The organism is Enterococcus sp. DIV0187 (assembly GCF_051713785.1).
Classification (GTDB): Bacteria; Bacillota; Bacilli; order Lactobacillales; family Enterococcaceae; genus Enterococcus_A; species Enterococcus_A avium.
In genome coordinates this window covers 291,605-308,342 of the sequence record NZ_JBIOQO010000001.1, presented here as the reverse complement: position 1 = coordinate 308,342, position 16,738 = coordinate 291,605, and the positions used below count along the sequence as shown (strand labels likewise).

General features: G+C 39.6%; 18 protein-coding genes and 1 pseudogene. 2 read left to right on the top strand and 17 right to left on the bottom strand.

Features of this window, described 5'->3' with window-relative positions; all coding sequences use genetic code 11:
* Positions 1-3: 3 nt before the first annotated feature.
* The 16 genes and pseudogenes from IGI52_RS01575 to rpsP form a co-directional block, all read right to left on the bottom strand.
* Positions 4-225: a hypothetical protein gene (locus IGI52_RS01575; protein WP_002333934.1), complete on the bottom strand. Its 222-nt coding sequence runs from the start codon at positions 223-225 to the stop codon at positions 4-6.
* Positions 222-1,433, bottom strand: coding sequence for a MobT family relaxase (gene mobT / locus IGI52_RS01570; RefSeq protein WP_438780216.1), 1,212 nt, complete (start codon positions 1,431-1,433; stop codon positions 222-224). The genes IGI52_RS01575 and mobT overlap by 4 nt, the downstream gene beginning before the upstream one ends.
* A 241-nt stretch (positions 1,434-1,674) precedes the next feature.
* Positions 1,675-1,947, bottom strand: coding sequence for a hypothetical protein (locus tag IGI52_RS01565; protein WP_438780215.1), 273 nt, complete (start codon positions 1,945-1,947; stop codon positions 1,675-1,677).
* A gap of 15 nt (positions 1,948-1,962) precedes the next feature.
* Positions 1,963-3,114: pseudogene (locus IGI52_RS01560) on the bottom strand (DNA cytosine methyltransferase).
* Positions 3,111-4,499, bottom strand: coding sequence for an FtsK/SpoIIIE domain-containing protein (locus IGI52_RS01555; protein WP_438780214.1), 1,389 nt, complete (start codon positions 4,497-4,499; stop codon positions 3,111-3,113). Before IGI52_RS01555 ends, IGI52_RS01560 begins: the two are co-directional and overlap by 4 nt.
* Before the next feature lie 76 nt (positions 4,500-4,575).
* Positions 4,576-4,947: a YdcP family protein gene (locus tag IGI52_RS01550; protein ID WP_438780213.1), complete on the bottom strand. Its 372-nt coding sequence runs from the start codon at positions 4,945-4,947 to the stop codon at positions 4,576-4,578.
* A gap of 17 nt (positions 4,948-4,964) precedes the next feature.
* Positions 4,965-5,279: a YdcP family protein gene (locus IGI52_RS01545; RefSeq protein WP_438780212.1), complete on the bottom strand. Its 315-nt coding sequence runs from the start codon at positions 5,277-5,279 to the stop codon at positions 4,965-4,967.
* An 87-nt stretch (positions 5,280-5,366) separates the two neighbouring features.
* Entirely contained in the window at positions 5,367-8,591 is a 3,225-nt protein-coding gene (gene ecbA / locus IGI52_RS01540; protein WP_438780211.1) for an MSCRAMM family collagen-binding adhesin EcbA, read from the bottom strand.
* A 144-nt stretch (positions 8,592-8,735) separates the two neighbouring features.
* A complete protein-coding gene (locus IGI52_RS01535) occupies positions 8,736-9,392 on the bottom strand; it encodes a hypothetical protein (RefSeq protein ID WP_438780210.1) in 657 nt (218 codons plus the stop codon).
* 339 nt (positions 9,393-9,731) lie between these two features.
* Complete coding sequence (gene rplS / locus IGI52_RS01530) at positions 9,732-10,079, bottom strand: 50S ribosomal protein L19 (protein WP_010746105.1); 348 nt, start codon at positions 10,077-10,079, stop codon at positions 9,732-9,734.
* A 142-nt stretch (positions 10,080-10,221) separates the two neighbouring features.
* Complete coding sequence (locus tag IGI52_RS01525; protein WP_438780209.1) at positions 10,222-10,797, bottom strand: helix-turn-helix domain-containing protein; 576 nt, start codon at positions 10,795-10,797, stop codon at positions 10,222-10,224.
* Positions 10,798-10,962: 165 nt separating this feature from the next.
* Positions 10,963-11,703, bottom strand: coding sequence for a tRNA (guanosine(37)-N1)-methyltransferase TrmD (gene trmD, locus IGI52_RS01520; RefSeq protein ID WP_102872674.1), 741 nt, complete (start codon positions 11,701-11,703; stop codon positions 10,963-10,965).
* Positions 11,690-12,214, bottom strand: coding sequence for a ribosome maturation factor RimM (gene rimM / locus IGI52_RS01515; protein WP_271817799.1), 525 nt, complete (start codon positions 12,212-12,214; stop codon positions 11,690-11,692). Before rimM ends, trmD begins: the two co-directional genes overlap by 14 nt.
* A 22-nt stretch (positions 12,215-12,236) precedes the next feature.
* Entirely contained in the window at positions 12,237-13,064 is an 828-nt protein-coding gene (locus tag IGI52_RS01510; RefSeq protein WP_438780208.1) for a membrane lipoprotein lipid attachment site-containing protein, read from the bottom strand.
* Positions 13,065-13,143: 79 nt separating this feature from the next.
* Positions 13,144-13,389, bottom strand: coding sequence for a KH domain-containing protein (locus IGI52_RS01505; RefSeq protein WP_438780207.1), 246 nt, complete (start codon positions 13,387-13,389; stop codon positions 13,144-13,146).
* Between the two features lie 11 nt (positions 13,390-13,400).
* The gene (rpsP, locus tag IGI52_RS01500) at positions 13,401-13,676 is read right to left on the bottom strand and encodes a 30S ribosomal protein S16 (protein ID WP_016180741.1); all 276 of its coding nucleotides are present in this window, start codon (positions 13,674-13,676) and stop codon (positions 13,401-13,403) included.
* 193 nt (positions 13,677-13,869) lie between these two features.
* Here rpsP and IGI52_RS01495 point away from each other — a divergent pair, with 193 nt between their 5' ends.
* Positions 13,870-14,424 carry an NADPH-dependent FMN reductase gene (locus IGI52_RS01495; protein WP_016180740.1) on the top strand — a complete coding sequence of 185 codons (555 nt, stop codon included), beginning with the start codon at positions 13,870-13,872 and terminating at the stop codon, positions 14,422-14,424.
* A 109-nt stretch (positions 14,425-14,533) separates the two neighbouring features.
* Positions 14,534-15,181 (top strand): GNAT family N-acetyltransferase, encoded by a 648-nt coding sequence (locus IGI52_RS01490; RefSeq protein ID WP_438780206.1) that lies wholly within the window; start codon positions 14,534-14,536, stop codon positions 15,179-15,181.
* Positions 15,182-15,284: 103 nt separating this feature from the next.
* Here the strand turns inward: IGI52_RS01490 and IGI52_RS01485 are convergent.
* Positions 15,285-16,705, bottom strand: a protein-coding gene (locus IGI52_RS01485) for an IS3 family transposase (protein ID WP_225844229.1) whose coding sequence is annotated in 2 segments (ribosomal slippage) — positions 15,285-16,228 and positions 16,228-16,705 — 1,422 coding nt in all. Because the reading frame shifts where the segments join, the coding sequence is not laid out codon by codon here.
* Between the last annotated feature and the right edge of the window lie 33 nt (positions 16,706-16,738).

Below are 16,738 nucleotides of genomic sequence, written 5' to 3'. Positions count from 1 at the left end.
TTATTAGGCACCAATAATCCGATTAAACAGTTGTAGTAACACATCTTTCACCCCTGCCGTATTAAAGACCAACCCAACAGCAATCGCTGCAATAATCAAAAAGCCAATCAACTTGGAAAACTCTCGTTTGAATCCAAGAAAAACACCAATAATCGCAATCGCTAATAAGACAAGCGACTGAGCATTGGTGGTAAACCAGTTAAACAAATTCTGTCCGAAATTCATGTGCATCCATCCTCTCTTGTGTTAGGTATAACAATTAAATTCTCAATCCCTGCGACTTGTTGCTCAATAATTTTTTTGTGCCGTTTACTTAATTCTGCTCGCTCGATAATGTCCTTAATAATGGTCGTGTCGTTGATTTTGTCTAAGATTTGCGCCATCTTCAACGTTGGTGCGACTTGTCGACCAAGCCAACGAATCGTTCGTTCTAACGCATAAGGTTCTGGTTCAGTGGTTAAGCGTAGCTCTTGTCGATTTTTTCCAATAAACCACGCCCAACGTTCATTGGTCTTCCACTGACTTCGCCGCTTCGTTTCATCTTTTTCCGCAAAGCGAAGGTAACGATTGATAATCGAAAATGCCGTTCGTTCCACATCGCGATAACGAATCAAATCTCGTACCGCAAACAACGCCCGTTCATTTTTTAAACGAATTTCGAACCGATTCTTGATTTCGGCATCTTCTAGTGGAATGCCTAACTTCATCAGTTGTTCATAATCCTTCTGATACAGGCAAAAGTACACTTCGCTTTTCACACTTCCGATATAAAGGGTTTCCCCCATGCCTTCCTTTTCCTGTTTCCGAACCAATTCACCAGAGCCATAGCTTTTGAAGCTTCGAAACAATGAAATACATTCTTCATTTTGACATTTTTTCGTCAATTCTCGAATGTCCAAAATTCCTGTTCGATCATTAATGGCTAAGTCCAAGCGTTTCATCACACCACCGACCGCCAAACAATCAATGAAAAAATCATACCAGCTTCGAGATTGTGCTAATAGAAAACTTTCAAATTGACGACAGCCACGCCCTTTCAGTTCTAACAAGACTCCCTTCTCTTCATCATTGGAAAGCATCACAACAATGTCTCCCATAACAAATTGTTCTTGGTAGCCATAAAAAGCGTACTCTTCGTTTAACATGTAGCTAAATTTCAAGCGCAAGATTTTCTCAATGATTTTCTTAGCGTTGGTGGTTGGAAAACGAATCCGTACATAGTCAATCAGTAAGGTTAGTGGTAAATCAGGATTGAATCGTTCCAGCGTATCGTACAAATAAATCGCTAAAGACTGTGAAGGAATCTTGCGGCCTGTTTCAATGCTATTGAGGTATTGTCGTGAAATTCCACAAGTAACAGCCAATTGATTTTGCGAAATGCCGTAGTCTACTCGTGTTTCTTTTAGTCTTTGGTAGTTAAAGACTGCACTCAAAAGTTATCCCTCCAATCTGATGTCAACTTTTCACAAAAAGTTGACAGGTTGTTTCTATTGCTTGTTTCCTTACTCTCATCTAGTATCGAGGCGGTTTAGTGGGTAGTTTTTACTGTTTTTGTGCCCCCCTGTTAGATAACGGGGGCACAAAAGATTGGAAAGCAAAGAACACTTTCCAATCGGCTTCTCCTCCACTGACGGCATTAGCTCCGCAGCCGCCAGCGGAGGGAGCCATTGAGTGTTAAGATACTTCGATGCCATCCGACAACAACTCTTCTTTCAACTCATTAAGATGAATGCGGTCAGAATAATCTTTGGCTTGTTCTGACAATCGTTCAAGGTCTTGAATGAACGTTGAAAGAGAACGTGCGATTTCTGTTTCATTCTCTGAAGACGTAGGAATCCCATTCTTTTTCACTTCCCAATTTAACGTCATCAGATTCTCTTTTAATTCTTCGTCCTTCGATTGTCGAATGATCGAGGAAATCGTGTAAATGACTTCATCAAACGCCATAAAATAGCCCTTCTTTCAGTTTAAACGTCTAGCAATGTCATAAATAACCGGAACAGTTACAGAATTGCCAGCTTTTTTATATAGTTGATGCTCTGAATTGACTTTGGCTGCTCGTTCATAGGTCCAATCAGGAAACCCTTGGAGACGCCAACATTCTTTTGCGGTGAGTCTTCTGATTTGAAGGTCCTTTGTAACAACGGCTTGTTCTTCACTGGTTAATAATGTATTGGCTAGTTGTTTTCCCACGCGGCCTCGCCTAGTTTCAGAAGTTGGATGGGAAAGATTGATAGAGTCCCCCGGTTTAGCTTCTTGGTAACCTTTTCTGGTGGCTTCCTTCACTAAAATATTTACCCCATCTGATTTGGTGGTTAGTGTTGGGGCATTCCCCTCTTTGCGAAATACACGATTGCTTTGCGCATATTTCCCTTCAAGACTACCGGCTACGATTAAGCCATTCTCACTACGCTTATTAGGAATCGCAATTTTTACTTCTGAGCCTGTCATTAGCGTTGGCGATAACGCTTCTGGATGATAGACTTTGCCACTCATCCCATTTCCAGATGGATTGATATTTCCTAACGTTTGAATTCCTAACGCTGTTTTTTCTGAATCAAGAAAGTTGCTGCCTTCTCTTTGGAAAGGAAATACTTGGGTGAAACTTGTTCCTCGAGCATGTCCGATAATGAAAACCCGCTCTCAATTTTGGGGAAGGTAGTCTTTAGAGTTAAGCACTTGCCATTCCAAGTCATACCCCAATCCATCCAAGGTTCGCAAGATTGTCTCGAACGTATCCCCTCGGTTGTGATGGAGGAGTCCTCGGACATTTTCAAGGAATAGAAGCCGAGGTCGGAGTACAGATGCCAAGCGTGCAATCTCAAAGAATAAAGTTCCTCGAGTATCGGCAAAACCTCGTCTTTTTCCCGCAACGCTGAAACTTTGGCACGGAAACCCACCAACGAGTATATCGGGCTGTCGCATTCGTTGAAGAGTGTCAGTTGTAACGGTGGTGATGTCATGCCATTCCACCTCCCCTCTGGTATCATGGATGGCTTTATAGCTTTTTCTGGCAAAGGCATCAATCTCACAAAAGCCAAGACACTCGTGACCTGCCTGTTCCAAACCTAAGCGAAAACCACCGATACCCGCAAATAAATCTAAAAATGTCATTGTTCTTCTTCCTTTTCATTTATTTCAATGAATTGTTCTTCTTTTCTCGCTTGATACAACGCATGAATCACGGCTAAAAAATCATGTCCTTTCGGTACAAGTGGCGTATAAAACTCACTAATCACACTTGTCCCCACGTCCACATAGCCACGACCTTTGATTCGTTTTAAGAAAAAATCTTTGTTGGTCTCACCAAACATCATCGTGTACCCAAGCTCACTCATACGTCCTAGTGCTACCCGAAAATTGAATTGATCTCGGATTCCATCCCCAAGATATTTCGCATCCGGTCGCTGACAAGCTAAGATTAAAAAGAAACCAGACTGACGACCCAACATGACAATTTGTTTCAGCTTGCTTAATACTGCAACGGTTTCTTTTGTATTCAAAAGTTCCATAAACGCCACGTATTCGTCAAAAATCAAGAACTCCGGATGCAATCCAACATAGGCATAATTTTCACCCGTGCGATAATTGGGTAATTGTTTGATACTTTCATTTCGTGCCATCATGCGCTCGTAAAAGTAATCAATGCACGTCATGATTTCCTCTTTATTGGAATACACATCTGGTAAGACAGTGGCAAGGTCTGCTAAGTCGGCGTTCTTCGGGTCAAGAATATGCAAAGTGGCTTCCGTTTTTAAAAGATGCTCGATCAACGTCAAAATGAAGTACGACTTTCCACTACCGGTCCCACCAGCAATCAACATATGAGGTAATTGATCGTACGCCCACCAAATATTTTTCATTAGTTGTAAGGCACCTGGCTTAGACTCGCATTCTTCAATAGACAACCGATTGGCAATCATATCGTAGAACAAGACATACTCCACAAAACCTTCTTTCAGTTCCTTATCCACCAACTCACAATACAAACCACTCTCTAATTTTTTCTCTAGCTTTAACAATTGGTCTTGGTATTGCCCCATACAGATTTCCACTAGGATATGAATCAGCCCATCTTCCACACGATAATAAATTTTAGGAAAATACAGAATCCGTTCTTTTGACTTGGAAGGAGAAAGATCTTTAAAGAAACCTTCTACAGAAACTGATTCAGATTCATACCAGCGATTCTCTAAAATCATTTGCGCCATTTTTTGCCGATGAAGAAGTTGCTTATAGAAATCCATCTGTTTGAATCGCAACCAGTAAAAAACGAACAGTGCGATTACTAGCCAAACGAATAGAAAGAGATAAAAGGACGGTGCGATTAAAAGGCTCTTGTCAGTCAAGACAATGGCATTAAAGCTTTGATAAAAAATTGATTTCCCATAAATTCCAAAAAAAAGAATGAGGAATAAACCAATTGTGATGCTTGAATAAGTGGTCACTACTAAGTGTTTATCTCCCGCTCGAATTCGGTGTCCTTTGTTTTTAAACATACGTTTCCTCCAATAAAAAAAGACTCAAAATCGTGGTTTCTGATTTTGAGTCCATCTAGTTTTCAGTTTTGACGTTTTATTTTGGTTGATTATTTTGCTTTGGCATTTGTTGTTGATTTCCTGTTTTCTTCAACACCAAATCATCAGCCTTCACATACCAATCAACATCTGCCCCTTGGAATGTGGCATTGGCAACTGTATCCGCTACTGGATTAACGATTTCTACTATGGCATTATAGTCGAATTCTCGTAGTGGCACATTGGCTGGAATACTGACTTGAATCATTCTCCCTTGTCCCAATGATTTCAAATCATAGGTTCGTTCCTTAACGATATCACTGACTGTGCCATCCTCGTTGGTCTGACGAACCTCACGACGTAGCGCTGAAAACTTCAAAACACCAAACGTTTTCTCTTTATCAATCACAATACCTTCTGCTAATCTCATTTCTTATTTCCTCCTTCTTAGGCTTTCACCATATCATCGGCGTTTAGAATATAGTTGGTAAATCCACGCTCGGCAATTTTATAGCCTTCTGCCGTAATTCGTGGATTAATCAACTTGATAGGTGTTTCTGAATCGAAATGTTTTTCACCAGCACTTTCTGGTAAGACCACCACGATATCATCTGCTCGCTGTTTGTCAGAATAGAGATTGTAGCTGCGATTCACCACGGCTAAACGACCATTGATGCGGCGTTGGGTCACTTTTCCTTCACCAGCATATTCTAAATTGCCAAATGTTTCTTTCATGTTTGGGACAACATATTTTAGTTCCATTTCATTTCCTCTTTTCTTTTTAGTTGATTGGATTTCCACTCTTCATGTTGGTGCTCGTATCAGCTGATTTTGATTCATTGGCTTCACTTACTTAGTAGGTTTCTTCATCAGATAAACCATTCCTGCTACCAAAATCAGAACCGTTCCTACCACTAAGAATAACGAGTTTACTTGTTCCCCTGTTTGCGGCAACGACTTCTCTTGTGGTACATCTGGCGTTTCGGGAGTTTCCGGTTGTTCAACTTCTTTGGGATAGAGTGTTTGATCTTTTTCTTGTAAGTCCTCGTTGTGCTTGGCATTGATTTCACCTTCTTGATCGTAATTGATTTCTTTAAACGTGAACTTGGTGCCTTTTGGATATTTTCCAGTGTCTACCTTTTCCGTCACGATGGTTTTGGTGAAGAGGTCATCCTCCACCACATAATCAATGAGTCCAGACTTCCAAATCTCTTCACTCTTACCATCAGGGAATAGCGCCACTAGAATTGTTTCAAATGCTTCTTTGGCGCCATCCAATTCACTGTGAGTGATTTCCACGTCATCGTACATATCAACGACATCCCCATAGGTAAAAGTATTGCTCCCATCTTTCAAATGCGCTTTTGTTTTAATCGCTACTGAATTTTTCAAATCCACCTTTAACATTTGCGCTTGATTGTCTAAACGATTATCCAGTGCGACAGGGTCTTCGCCATCTTTATAGGCTTTTTCAGAAGCATAAAGGAAATTGAACAGCACAAAATTTTTTCCTTTTAATTTTGACGGCTCCAATTCCTGCTTGATTTCCCAACTGCCTTCTTTGGTTTCATTTTCTAGTGTATGGCATTGTTCAGAAATTAGGACTGGTTCCGATTTTTTATCTTTCTCCAAAGCTTTCTGTGTGGCATCTACATCTACCACTTGGGAAACTAAGAACCAATCTTTTTTTGTTTGGGTTAACTTGTAGCTGACGGTATCCATAGCTTTCGTTTTATCCAAGGATTCCAAAACTTTTTCGCCATCTTCCCATGTGGCAAGGGAAGTAATTTGATTTTTTTCTTCGGGCAGATCATACAACAGCAATCGGTTCAGACTGACAGTAAAGGTTTTGTCTGTTAGTTTTTCATAAGGGACTTTGACAGTCTTAATCGGTTCCTTTTGATCCACTTCCGTGATGGTGAAGATATACTGACTCTTACGATAATCCGATTTGTTTTCCTCAAAGCGACTATGAATTTCTAGCGGTTGAATTTTTTGAAAGCCGTTCGGTGCTTCAACTTCTTCAAAGAGATAATCCCCAATCGGAATCTGTTCAAATTTCCCATAGCCATCAAAGCCAAGTCCTTCATGGTAATGAGTGGTTGCCGTATCTTCTGCGCCAGTGATTTCCTTCGTGCCTTCTAATGGCGTTAGCTTAAACTCTAGGTCATTGAAACCACTACCTGCGGAACCGTTACTTGACTGAGCGAATTTGAAAAAATCAAAACCAAAGCGAATGACTTGTTCGTTGCCTGTGACAGCTTCGGTTACAATCGCATTTGACGGGGCATCATCCTTTTTCTTAATTTCAAAGGTGTGTTTGGTTTGATCTTCTGTATAACCAACTGGTGCTTTGGTTTCTAGCCAGAAATATTTTCCCACGGCAAGATGTCCCACACTCACTTGCCGATTTTTATCAATCACTAAGGTCACGGCATCTTTTGAAACTGGCGTTTTGGATTTCGTTCCTTTTATTACAGTTGGCTTGAAGTTATCCATCCATTTCACTGGCGAACCTAGTTTGTGAGTTCCGATATCTTCACCGTAATAAAGCGTGTATTCTGCGCTTTCAAACGTCGCCGAACCTTGTGTTTCTTCTTCAGTCTCCTTATCGACTTTAGTTAGAATTGCTTCACCTGTTACTTCTTGATTCGATCCTTTTACAGATTGGATGACCAATGGCACGGTTTGGTTTTCATAAGTTAAGTCCACTTTGATTGGTTCAAAAGTATTCACAAAACCATTACTGGCTTTACTTTCAATGACATAATAGGTGCCTAACTCTAAGGCTTCCCCTTGTGATTTGGGTGTTTCGGCATGACCTTTTTCGTTGGTTACAATCGTTTGAACAATCGCACCATCTGATTTATCTTTATGAATCTCGAACTGATTGCCTGCTAAGGAATAGTGTTCATTCCAGAGATTCGTTCCCGTCTCTTTGCCGACTTTATCGACGATAATTTGTCCTTTCGCTCGTAGGTTTCGTGAAGTCACTTCGATGGTTTCACCAGCCTTAATTGTGGCTTTCATTGGTGTTTGATCAATGACATAAGGTGCCGGTACTGATTTTTCAGTAATGATGACTTCTGTCCCATGAGGAATGGTTTTTAAAGTCGCCGAACCATCACTACCTGTCGTCACTTCTTTATTTGGCAACTTTCCTTGAAAATCTAATTGGAAGACAGTGTTTGGCACTAACGCTCCGGATTCCTTATCTCGTTTCACGATTTTCAAGTCACCATTCTTTTGAACTTTGATTTTCACGATGTATAGATTCGTCTGGTCAATCGCACCAGCCATTACTGTTTGTTCACCCGCTTTCTTATAGGCAACTGGTGTACCGGCATGAATGGACTTCTCAAAAACTAATTCGCCACTTTCATTGGAATCCGCTTTTGGTGTGATGATGAGGTTGTTGCCATTTAGCTGATAGTTCACATTGGCAGTATTCTTCACCACATGGTCAAAGCTAGCTAACTGGCTATTGTTTTGGTCAGTTAATGTAATAGATTTGCCTAAAGTCACTTCCGCAGTGGTTTGATCAAAGCTTGGTTTCTTTTGGTAATCCGCAATGGCTTGATTGATTTTCGCTTTAATGCCACTTAAATCAATCACACGCCCTGAACTCAAATCTGTAATTTCCGCAGTGGTATAATGGTTCACTTCTTCCCAAACCATTGCTTGGGCTGCCATTTGATAATCCGTGTTGTTTCCCGCTTGATTCCATAAAGCAGAAACTAATTTTGCCTTTTGCGACATATTCGGTAGTGGATTCTTCACGTATCCACCACTCGATGGTCCGTTAATTGGAACACCTGGTTCAATACAAAAGACAGGTGTTCGATTTCCTCCACTGACCGCCGTTAATGGAGAAGAAATTGTTTCAAAGTTTTCACCGTTAGCTTTCTTTCCTTTGAAGCGATAGTCGGTTCCAACGCCATATTCAATCGATACTTGTTCAGGATGATTAATATCCGCATGAGCAAGTATCGGGGAAACAAAAGAAGCGAGTAGTTGAATGATCGTAAACACAACCACAGCTACTCGCCAATTTTTTATTTTTGATGTATTCATTTTTTTCTCCTCTCGATTTTTTATCCTTGATATTAAAATGTCGTTAAGGCGGAAAACGAATTTTTACTAGAATATTTCTCTACTCCCTTCAAAACACAAAAAAAGGACCAGATTGTTTTTCTGATCCTTTAATAGAGTACCTATTCAATTTTGATTTTTAAGATTCTTAGATAACTTATCGAGTTTGACCTCTCGATAATCAAAGCCTATTTCTTTTAATAGCTGCTCCCATGTTTTGTTCATTCTTCTCATGAGAACTTGAGGTGCTGGAACATTGTTTCGATTAAAAGATTTTTCAAAAGCCGTTCTTGATAAGCTACTCTCTAATTTCAATCGAATAATCTCATCTCTCAATGCTGACAACAATTCAAAATCGCTACGGGTATTTTCTTTTTCTCTCTTTGCTTTAAAGAAAATATCAAGATTCAAAAATCGTTTTTTTAAAGTAGAGATAGAGGGTAAATCACTATTTACTTTCAATTTCTCATATTGTCGATAGGACTTAATATCATTTTCTATTATGAAATCTTCAACCAAGTTAAAAAGTTCTTGGTCAGGCAATCTATCCCATCTGTATCTGTCATAAGGCTTCTTTCCTAACTCCAATTGCAACTTGTCCCAAGAACCAAAAGTATCGTTGATGAACCAAAGACTAGGCGCTTCCTTTGGGTGTTCGCCAAGCTCTTTTTGATATTGTCGAACTGTCTTAATTTCATATTTAGTCAAGAAATTTTCGATTGTGTTCAACAAAAATAGATTACTTTTTTTCTTCCACATAATTCGATTGTCTTTAACTGTCATAACAAACTCTCCATAAAAGTATTTATAGAAATTGCGACTTTGTACCTTTTGACTATAGTCATTACCTGTTTTGGTATTTTTCTCGGTTTGGTTAAACCAGATTTCAAACTTAACCAATTCGAGCATCGTTTTGGTATTTTAGGTATGACTTTCGTAGTCAGCTGACTACCTAAAAATCCCCCATTTTTGACTGCATAGGTAGTCAAAGTGGGACAATTTGAGGCAATCTAGGGTAAAAGCACCTAAAAAACGATTTTTTAGTCAAAAGGGTAAAAGAAAAATCCCTTGATATACAAGGGATTTCGCAAGTTTTGCTTCGACAGACAATCTCTGAATGGACTATCTTCTAATTTCTTTGATACGAGCTGCTTTTCCGTGTAATGCACGTAGATAGTAAAGTTTTGCACGACGCACTTTACCATAACGAACAACTTCGATTTTCGCAACACGTGGAGTGTGTAGTGGGAAAGTACGTTCCACACCAACACCGTTAGAGATTTTACGTACTGTGTAAGTTTCGCTGATGCCAGCTCCACGACGTTTGATAACAACGCCTTCGAATAACTGAATACGTTCGCGAGTTCCTTCGACAACTTTCGCGTGAACACGAACAGTGTCCCCAGGACGGAATGCTGGGATATCAGTACGTAATTGTTCTTGAGTTAGTTCTTGAATCAATGGATTCATCTTTATCATTCTCCTTATTCCAAACATTCATAGGACCACCTGTCCCAGCGGAATATCGTATAATAGATGAGCTTTACACTCACCTGAATATTCTAACAGAGGAACTTCTATCTGTAAAGATAAAATTCTTGTCAGAAGATGATTATTTCAATTTCCGACGTGTTTTGATGAAGTGATTCTCCGCAAAATCAAAGCTGTCTTCACTAACATCAATTGTCAATCTGCGGGTAAGAAGCTCATTTTGAGTGATATTGATCAAATAATAGATTCCCTTTTCTTTAATTAAATAGTATTTGCTAGGATCACGCCAATGATCCTCCACTTCATGGATACCCGGAAGCAGTAAGAAGTCGACAATCTTTTCTTTATTCGACATTTTTCTTTTACGGTATAACTCACAGATTGTTTCTGCGTTCGGAAATTTTTCTAATACGATTTGATCTTCCAACAAAGCATTTCCTTTAGGCTTTGTATAATTCGAGCGATCAATTGCTAGTTTGATTAAGTGATTATCAATTGGTTCCTGATCGTTAACTAAATAATCAATGCTCACTTGAAAAAGCTGGGCAATTCTCTTTAAATTATCGATATCTGGAATTCCGCGGTTGGTCTCCCATTTGGCAATCGCCTGTCTTGATACCTCTAGTTTTTCTGCCAAATCCTTTTGCGATGACTCTTGCTCTAATCGCAGTCGTCTAATTTTTTCTCCACTAAGCATCTGCTTTCCCCCCACTACCTTTTCTGATTCAATCATACAATTAATCAGTCGGTTATGGGAAGAAACTCTTTGTAGCAAAATAGTTACGTAACGTAACAAAGCTGATTTAACCGCATTTAATCAAACCACTAAAAGAGCCCTTGATATAAAAGGGCTCGACATACACTATTGTTCTTCTTGTTTAATCTCTGCTAAAAATTTTTCCATCTCAGGAGTCAATTCTAATTTTTCCAACATATCTGGTCGACGCAAATAGGTACGGCGCAGTGATTCTTTTAATTGCCATGCCTCAATCAAACGATGATTGCCGTTCATTAAAACTTCTGGAACTTTCATCCCCGCAAATTCAGCTGGTCGCGTATATTGCGGATGCTCCAGCAAACCTGTAGAGTGAGAATCTGTTTTAGCCGAAATCTGATTGCCTAACACTTCTGGTAACAGGCGAACAGTTGCATCGATCATTACAACAGCACCAAGTTCACCGCCGGTTAAAACATAATCGCCTAGTGAAACCTCATCAGTTACTAGCGAGCGAATCCGCTCATCATAGCCTTCATAATGTCCGCAAATGAAGACTAATTGCTCCTCCTGTGAAAATTCCTCCGCCATTTTTTGATTGAAAGGTTTTCCGGCAGGATCAAGTAAAATAACTCTTTTTTTCTGCTCACCGGTTTCCTCTTCAATCGCCTTTAAATTATCATAGATAGGCTGTACCTTCAGCAGCATACCTGCGCCTCCGCCATATGGATAATCGTCGACTTGCATATGTTTATTCCCCGAATACGCTCGAAAATCATGGACATTGATTTCCAGTAACCCTTTCTCAATGGCCTTGCCGATGATTGATTCTCCCAGCGGACCTTCAACCATTTTTGGAAAAAGTGTCAATACATCAATTCGCATCATCCAACAACCCTTCTGGTATTTCAACATGGACGATTCCTTCCGTTAAATCAATGTCTTTAACGACTGATTCGATGTAAGGAATTAATGCATCTTTTTGCCCTTTACGCTTAACTACCCAGACATCATTGGCTCCAGGAGATAAAATTTCCGTAATCTTGCCGATTTCCTTATCGTCTTCATCTACAACCGTTAATCCGATGATCTCATGGTAGTAATATTCATGTTCATCCAATTCACTCAGCTGTTTTTCTGAGATTTTCAGAATGCCGTCGCGAAAGGATTCAACATCATTGATATTTGGATAGCCTTCAAAGCTAAGCAAATCAAAATTTTTATGTCGGCGATAACTTGCGATGGTTAGTGGAAGAACATCTTGCTTCTCGCGAAATAAGAAAAGCTGCTCCCCTACTTGGTAACGTTCCTCCGTAAAATCAGTCGTAGAAATCACGCGGACTTCACCGCGAATTCCGTGAGTATTGACGATTTTTCCAACTTTGTAATAATTAGTCACGTAGTTTCCTCTTTCTTTTCATCTATTTTGCCATTGAGACAGCCATTTTCAAGGCACTCATTGAATCGTTATTCATGATTGTATATACTGTTTGATTGTTTTGCCAAACCACACGATTGGATTGATAATCACTTTTAGCCACACGTAATGAGATTTGACCAGCATCATACGGAACTGGCAAGAAAGCTTCCTCTAAATATTCAACTGTTTGTTTGGCTAATGGAACAGGATCTTCTTGTTCAAGATTGTTTGCCTGTACAGCCAAGCTCCAATTGCCTTCTTTCCACATAACAAAACTAGACCCGGCACCAGCACTTCGGTAACCTGTGATAGTATGACCTAGATCAACCTGTTGACCATTTGCATCATAATTCTGACCAACTTCATTTTTGGCAGTTTCCTTTGAGTCAAAGGACTGGCGCTGGAAATAAGCCACGGGTGTCTGATTCTTCAACGATGGATCATTAAAGGGGGTTGCTTCATTTACAATATAAAAATTGATCTTCAAAATACCTTGCTCTTCAGAAGCGCTGATTCCAATCTCCTTCCCGCTGCTGACAGTTTCCGAGTCGGGAAAATTATCATTTGGATAATTTGCCTTTAATTCATCGATTGCCGCCATCCCATGATTGCCGTGAGTGGAATCTGTACCAGAAGAATTCGTTGCTGTCTTTGTACTGGAAATGGTTGACGAATTTTTACTTGAATCACTTTTTTTCGAACTCACTGTGCTGGTATTCTCAGTCGTAGCAGCCGTTGATTTCGTCGAGCTATCTTTTGAATCATTATTTCCAGAATTACATGCCGATAAAACAAACAATGTACCTAATAAAATGAGATATTTTTTCATGATGGGACACCTCCATCCCTAGTTTATCGTACTTCTAAAGAAAAAACACCCGAATCAAACTGACTCGAGTGTTCTTGCTTTATTTACCATCCACGATGTTGAGACGAATTTTTTTCGGTCCATTCGTTCGAACACTGTAAACGATCGTACGAATCGCTTTTGCTACTCGACCTTGTTTTCCGATAATTCTGCCAATATCCTCAGGTGCAACGACTAGGTTATACTCAAAGAAATCTTTAGATTCTTCAATCTCTAATTTCACTTCTTCAGGCTTTGTCACCAAAGGGTGAACAATGGTCAACACAAGGTTAGTTAAATCTTGCATAATTGATCACCTTACTTCTTAGCGAATTTAGCTTCGTGGTGTTTTTGCATGATGCCTTCTTTAGAAAGAATGTTACGAACGGTATCAGAAGGTTGTGCACCTTTTTGTAACCAGTTTAAAACATCTTCTTCTTTTAATACGACTTCTGCAGGGTTTTTCAAAGGATTGTAAGTACCCACAGTTTCGATAAAACGTCCATCACGAGGAGAACGAGAATCAGCAACAACGATACGATAGAAAGGTTTCTTTTTAGAACCCATACGTTTCAAGCGAATTTTAACTGCCATTGTATAACTACACCTCCATATAATTAATCACAAGATGTAGTCTAACACGCTTTTAGTTAGCTGTAAAGAGTTTTTTCTTTACAGGTCTATTTTTCTTTCAAAGCATATTCTTTGCGCATTTTACTTATTTTTTGTAAGATAATAAATGTAGATAACAACAGCGATCGTAATGATCGAATTAGGAGGAATTATTATGACAAAAACAATCGGTATTTTAGTCGGCAGTCTGCGCAAGGATTCTTACAATAAGATCGTTGCAAAACAATTTGCAGAATTACTGCCTGACGGCTTTGAGGCAAAATTTATTGAAATTGGCGATCTTCCATTTTACAATGAAGATCTTGAAGTGGAAGGCTCTGTTCCAGAAGCTTGGACACGTTTCCGAAACGACGTAAATAGTGTCGATGGTTTATTCTTCGTCACTCCAGAATACAATCGTTCTGTTCCAGCAGCGTTGAAAAATGCGTTAGATGTTGGTTCTCGTCCAATGGGCAGCAGCGTTTGGGGTGGTAAACCTGGTTTAGTCGTGACTGTATCCCCTGGTGGCCCTGGCGGCTTTGGTGCAAACCACGCATTACGTCAATCATTAGTTTTCTTAGACGTTCCTACTTTGCAACAACCAGAAGCTTACATCGGCGGCATTATGAACTTAGTGGACAATGATGGACATATCGCTGATGGCACAGTTGAATTCTTTAAAACTATCACAGATAAATATATCGAATTCTTCAATAAATTAGTTAAATAATTTCACCAGAAGACTGCGGTTACTGTTCATTAAATGAACAATATCCACAGTCTTTTTTGATGCATTTATTATGCTATACTCAATTTAGAATTAGATTGGAGGATATCATTTGACTATTACTATTAGACTTGAAGAAGAACGAGATTATCGCAGGGTTGAAGAAATTACTCGCGAAGCTTTTTGGAATTTATATTTACCTGGAGCTGAGGAACATTACCTTGCACACACACTTCGCAAGCATCCGGATTTTATTCCAGAGCTGACCTTTGTCATTGAACTAGATGAAAACATTATTGGCAGTATTTTTTATAGTAAAGCTAAAATCGTTGATGCTGATAACAACGAGTATCCAGTCATTTCCTTTGGTCCCGTTAGTATCGCACCAGAGTATCATCGACAAGGCTATGGTCGAATGCTGATCGAACACTCCATCAATGAAGCAAAACGCTTAGGCTATGAGGCAATCGTACTGGGTGGCTTTCCTTATCACTACCATACATATGGTTTTATTGGCACAAAGAAGTACAACATCTCCATGCCGGATGGAAAATTTTATACTGGTATTATGGCCTTACCGCTAAAGGATGGGGCGCTTGATGCTATTAGCGGCCATATTGTCTTTTCAGAAGGGCTATATCCTGATCCCCAAGGATTAGAGGCTTTTGAACAAACCTTTCCTGAAAAAGAGAAGAAAGTATTGCCTTGTCAAGCAAAATTTGAAGCAGCTGCAAGCGAAATCGATGAACATGAGTATTAAGGCAAAACGCTCCTACTCTTTCCAATTTGAAGTGACCCCCAAATGTTAGACTTTTTTCGGAGTAGAGAAATCTACTCCGTTTTTTGTTTCTTAAGCTAAGCGATTATGCCGCTTTCTGTGCTGTTTCTCGAAACTGAACAGGGCTTTTCCAGTTCAATTTCTGTTTCATCCGGTGATTGTTGTAGTAATAGATAAAATCATCAATCGCCGTTTTTAGTTCATCAAAACTGTGATAGGTTTCTCCATGAAAAATTTCTTGTTTTAGAAGACTGAAGAAATTCTCCATGATGGAATTATCTAAACAATTTCCTTTACGAGACATACTTTGAAAAATTTTCTGTTTCTTTAGTTTTCGACGGTAGGCTTTCATCTGATAGGCCCAGCCTTGATCCGAGTGGAAAGTGCGACGATACGGGCAATCATTCGTGATCGCTATGGCTTCTTCTAAGCCTTCCATGATTGCCAAGGCATTTGGCTTTTCCGAGATGCGGTACGAAAGAATCTCGCTATTATACATATCCATAAACGGGTCCAGATATAACTTTCTCTGACGGATCACGCCTTTGGTATCCACTTCAAGATATTTGAACTCTGTTGTATCTGTCGTAATTTTTTGGTGACAAATAGTCGTATAAAAGTGACGACGAATCCGGTGTTTCGCCACTTTCCCGACTTTTCCTCGGTAAGAACTGTAGCGCCGTGATTTCCGCGTGTATGAACGCACTTCGATTCCTAGTTTTCGAATCAAACGTTGGACTTTCTTTTTATTAACATGGAATCCACGATTCTTTAGTTCGTTCGTCATTCGTAAACAGCCATAATTTTTATGTTCTTTACGAATACGAAGCATTTCGGCTTCAATTTCTTGATCAGGGTTTTCTCTGTCAAATCGTTTTTGCCAGTACATAAACGTTGCTTTAGGAAAGTCCAAGGTCTCAAGAAGCTCAACTAATTTGAAGGGTCCTCGGAGGCTGTGGATGATTCGTGCGATTGATTCGTTCGTCTTTGTTGGGCTTCCTGATTTCGCAGCTTCCTCAGTTCTTTTAAAAAGGCATTTTCTATCTGAAGTGAACGGACTTGTTTTTCTAATTCTTTAATACGGTCGCGTTCTTCCGATGTTACTTTAACAAAATCTTTCTTTGGCTTTTCTTTTTTCTTAGGCACGGTAGGTGGACGTCCTTTCGGTTTTGAGAGTCCCTTGATACCATCATCTCGAAAACTCCGCATCCAACTGGCAATCAGAGCATGATTCCTCATACCGAGTCTATTGGCAACTTCACGATAGGACAACTCACTCGTTTGATATAACTCTATCGCATCCATCTTGAATTGAACAGAGTAAGTATTATCATAATGTTTTCGAAAGAGTCCTTCCTCACCAAATTGTTGATAGGAATTAATCCAGCTTCTTACTTGATCCGCGTTCTTAACTCCATACTTTTTCGCTAGATAGCGATAGCCACCTTTTCCATCCAAATAATCTTGAACAACTTTCAGCTTGATTTCAAAGCCATATTCAGTCATAAAAATACCGACCTCCAAAAAGTTAGATTTTTG

Excerpts from the sequence above, each read along its gene's own strand:
- IGI52_RS01555 (WP_438780214.1), bottom strand. The coding sequence starts at position 4,499 with ATGTTTAAAAACAAAGGACACCGAATTCGAGCGGGAGATAAACACTTA.
- IGI52_RS01545 (WP_438780212.1), bottom strand. The coding sequence starts at position 5,279 with ATGGAACTAAAATATGTTGTCCCAAACATGAAAGAAACATTTGGCAAT.
- IGI52_RS01550 (WP_438780213.1), bottom strand. The coding sequence starts at position 4,947 with ATGAGATTAGCAGAAGGTATTGTGATTGATAAAGAGAAAACGTTTGGT.
- IGI52_RS01510 (WP_438780208.1), bottom strand. The coding sequence starts at position 13,064 with ATGAAAAAATATCTCATTTTATTAGGTACATTGTTTGTTTTATCGGCA.
- IGI52_RS01495 (WP_016180740.1), top strand. The coding sequence starts at position 13,870 with ATGACAAAAACAATCGGTATTTTAGTCGGCAGTCTGCGCAAGGATTCT.
- IGI52_RS01525 (WP_438780209.1), bottom strand. The coding sequence starts at position 10,797 with ATGCTTAGTGGAGAAAAAATTAGACGACTGCGATTAGAGCAAGAGTCA.
- rplS (WP_010746105.1), bottom strand. The coding sequence starts at position 10,079 with ATGAATCCATTGATTCAAGAACTAACTCAAGAACAATTACGTACTGAT.
- rpsP (WP_016180741.1), bottom strand. The coding sequence starts at position 13,676 with ATGGCAGTTAAAATTCGCTTGAAACGTATGGGTTCTAAAAAGAAACCT.
- IGI52_RS01535 (WP_438780210.1), bottom strand. The coding sequence starts at position 9,392 with ATGACAGTTAAAGACAATCGAATTATGTGGAAGAAAAAAAGTAATCTA.
- ecbA (WP_438780211.1), bottom strand. The coding sequence starts at position 8,591 with ATGAATACATCAAAAATAAAAAATTGGCGAGTAGCTGTGGTTGTGTTT.
- IGI52_RS01505 (WP_438780207.1), bottom strand. The coding sequence starts at position 13,389 with ATGCAAGATTTAACTAACCTTGTGTTGACCATTGTTCACCCTTTGGTG.
- trmD (WP_102872674.1), bottom strand. The coding sequence starts at position 11,703 with ATGATGCGAATTGATGTATTGACACTTTTTCCAAAAATGGTTGAAGGT.
- IGI52_RS01565 (WP_438780215.1), bottom strand. The coding sequence starts at position 1,947 with ATGGCGTTTGATGAAGTCATTTACACGATTTCCTCGATCATTCGACAA.
- IGI52_RS01575 (WP_002333934.1), bottom strand. The coding sequence starts at position 225 with ATGAATTTCGGACAGAATTTGTTTAACTGGTTTACCACCAATGCTCAG.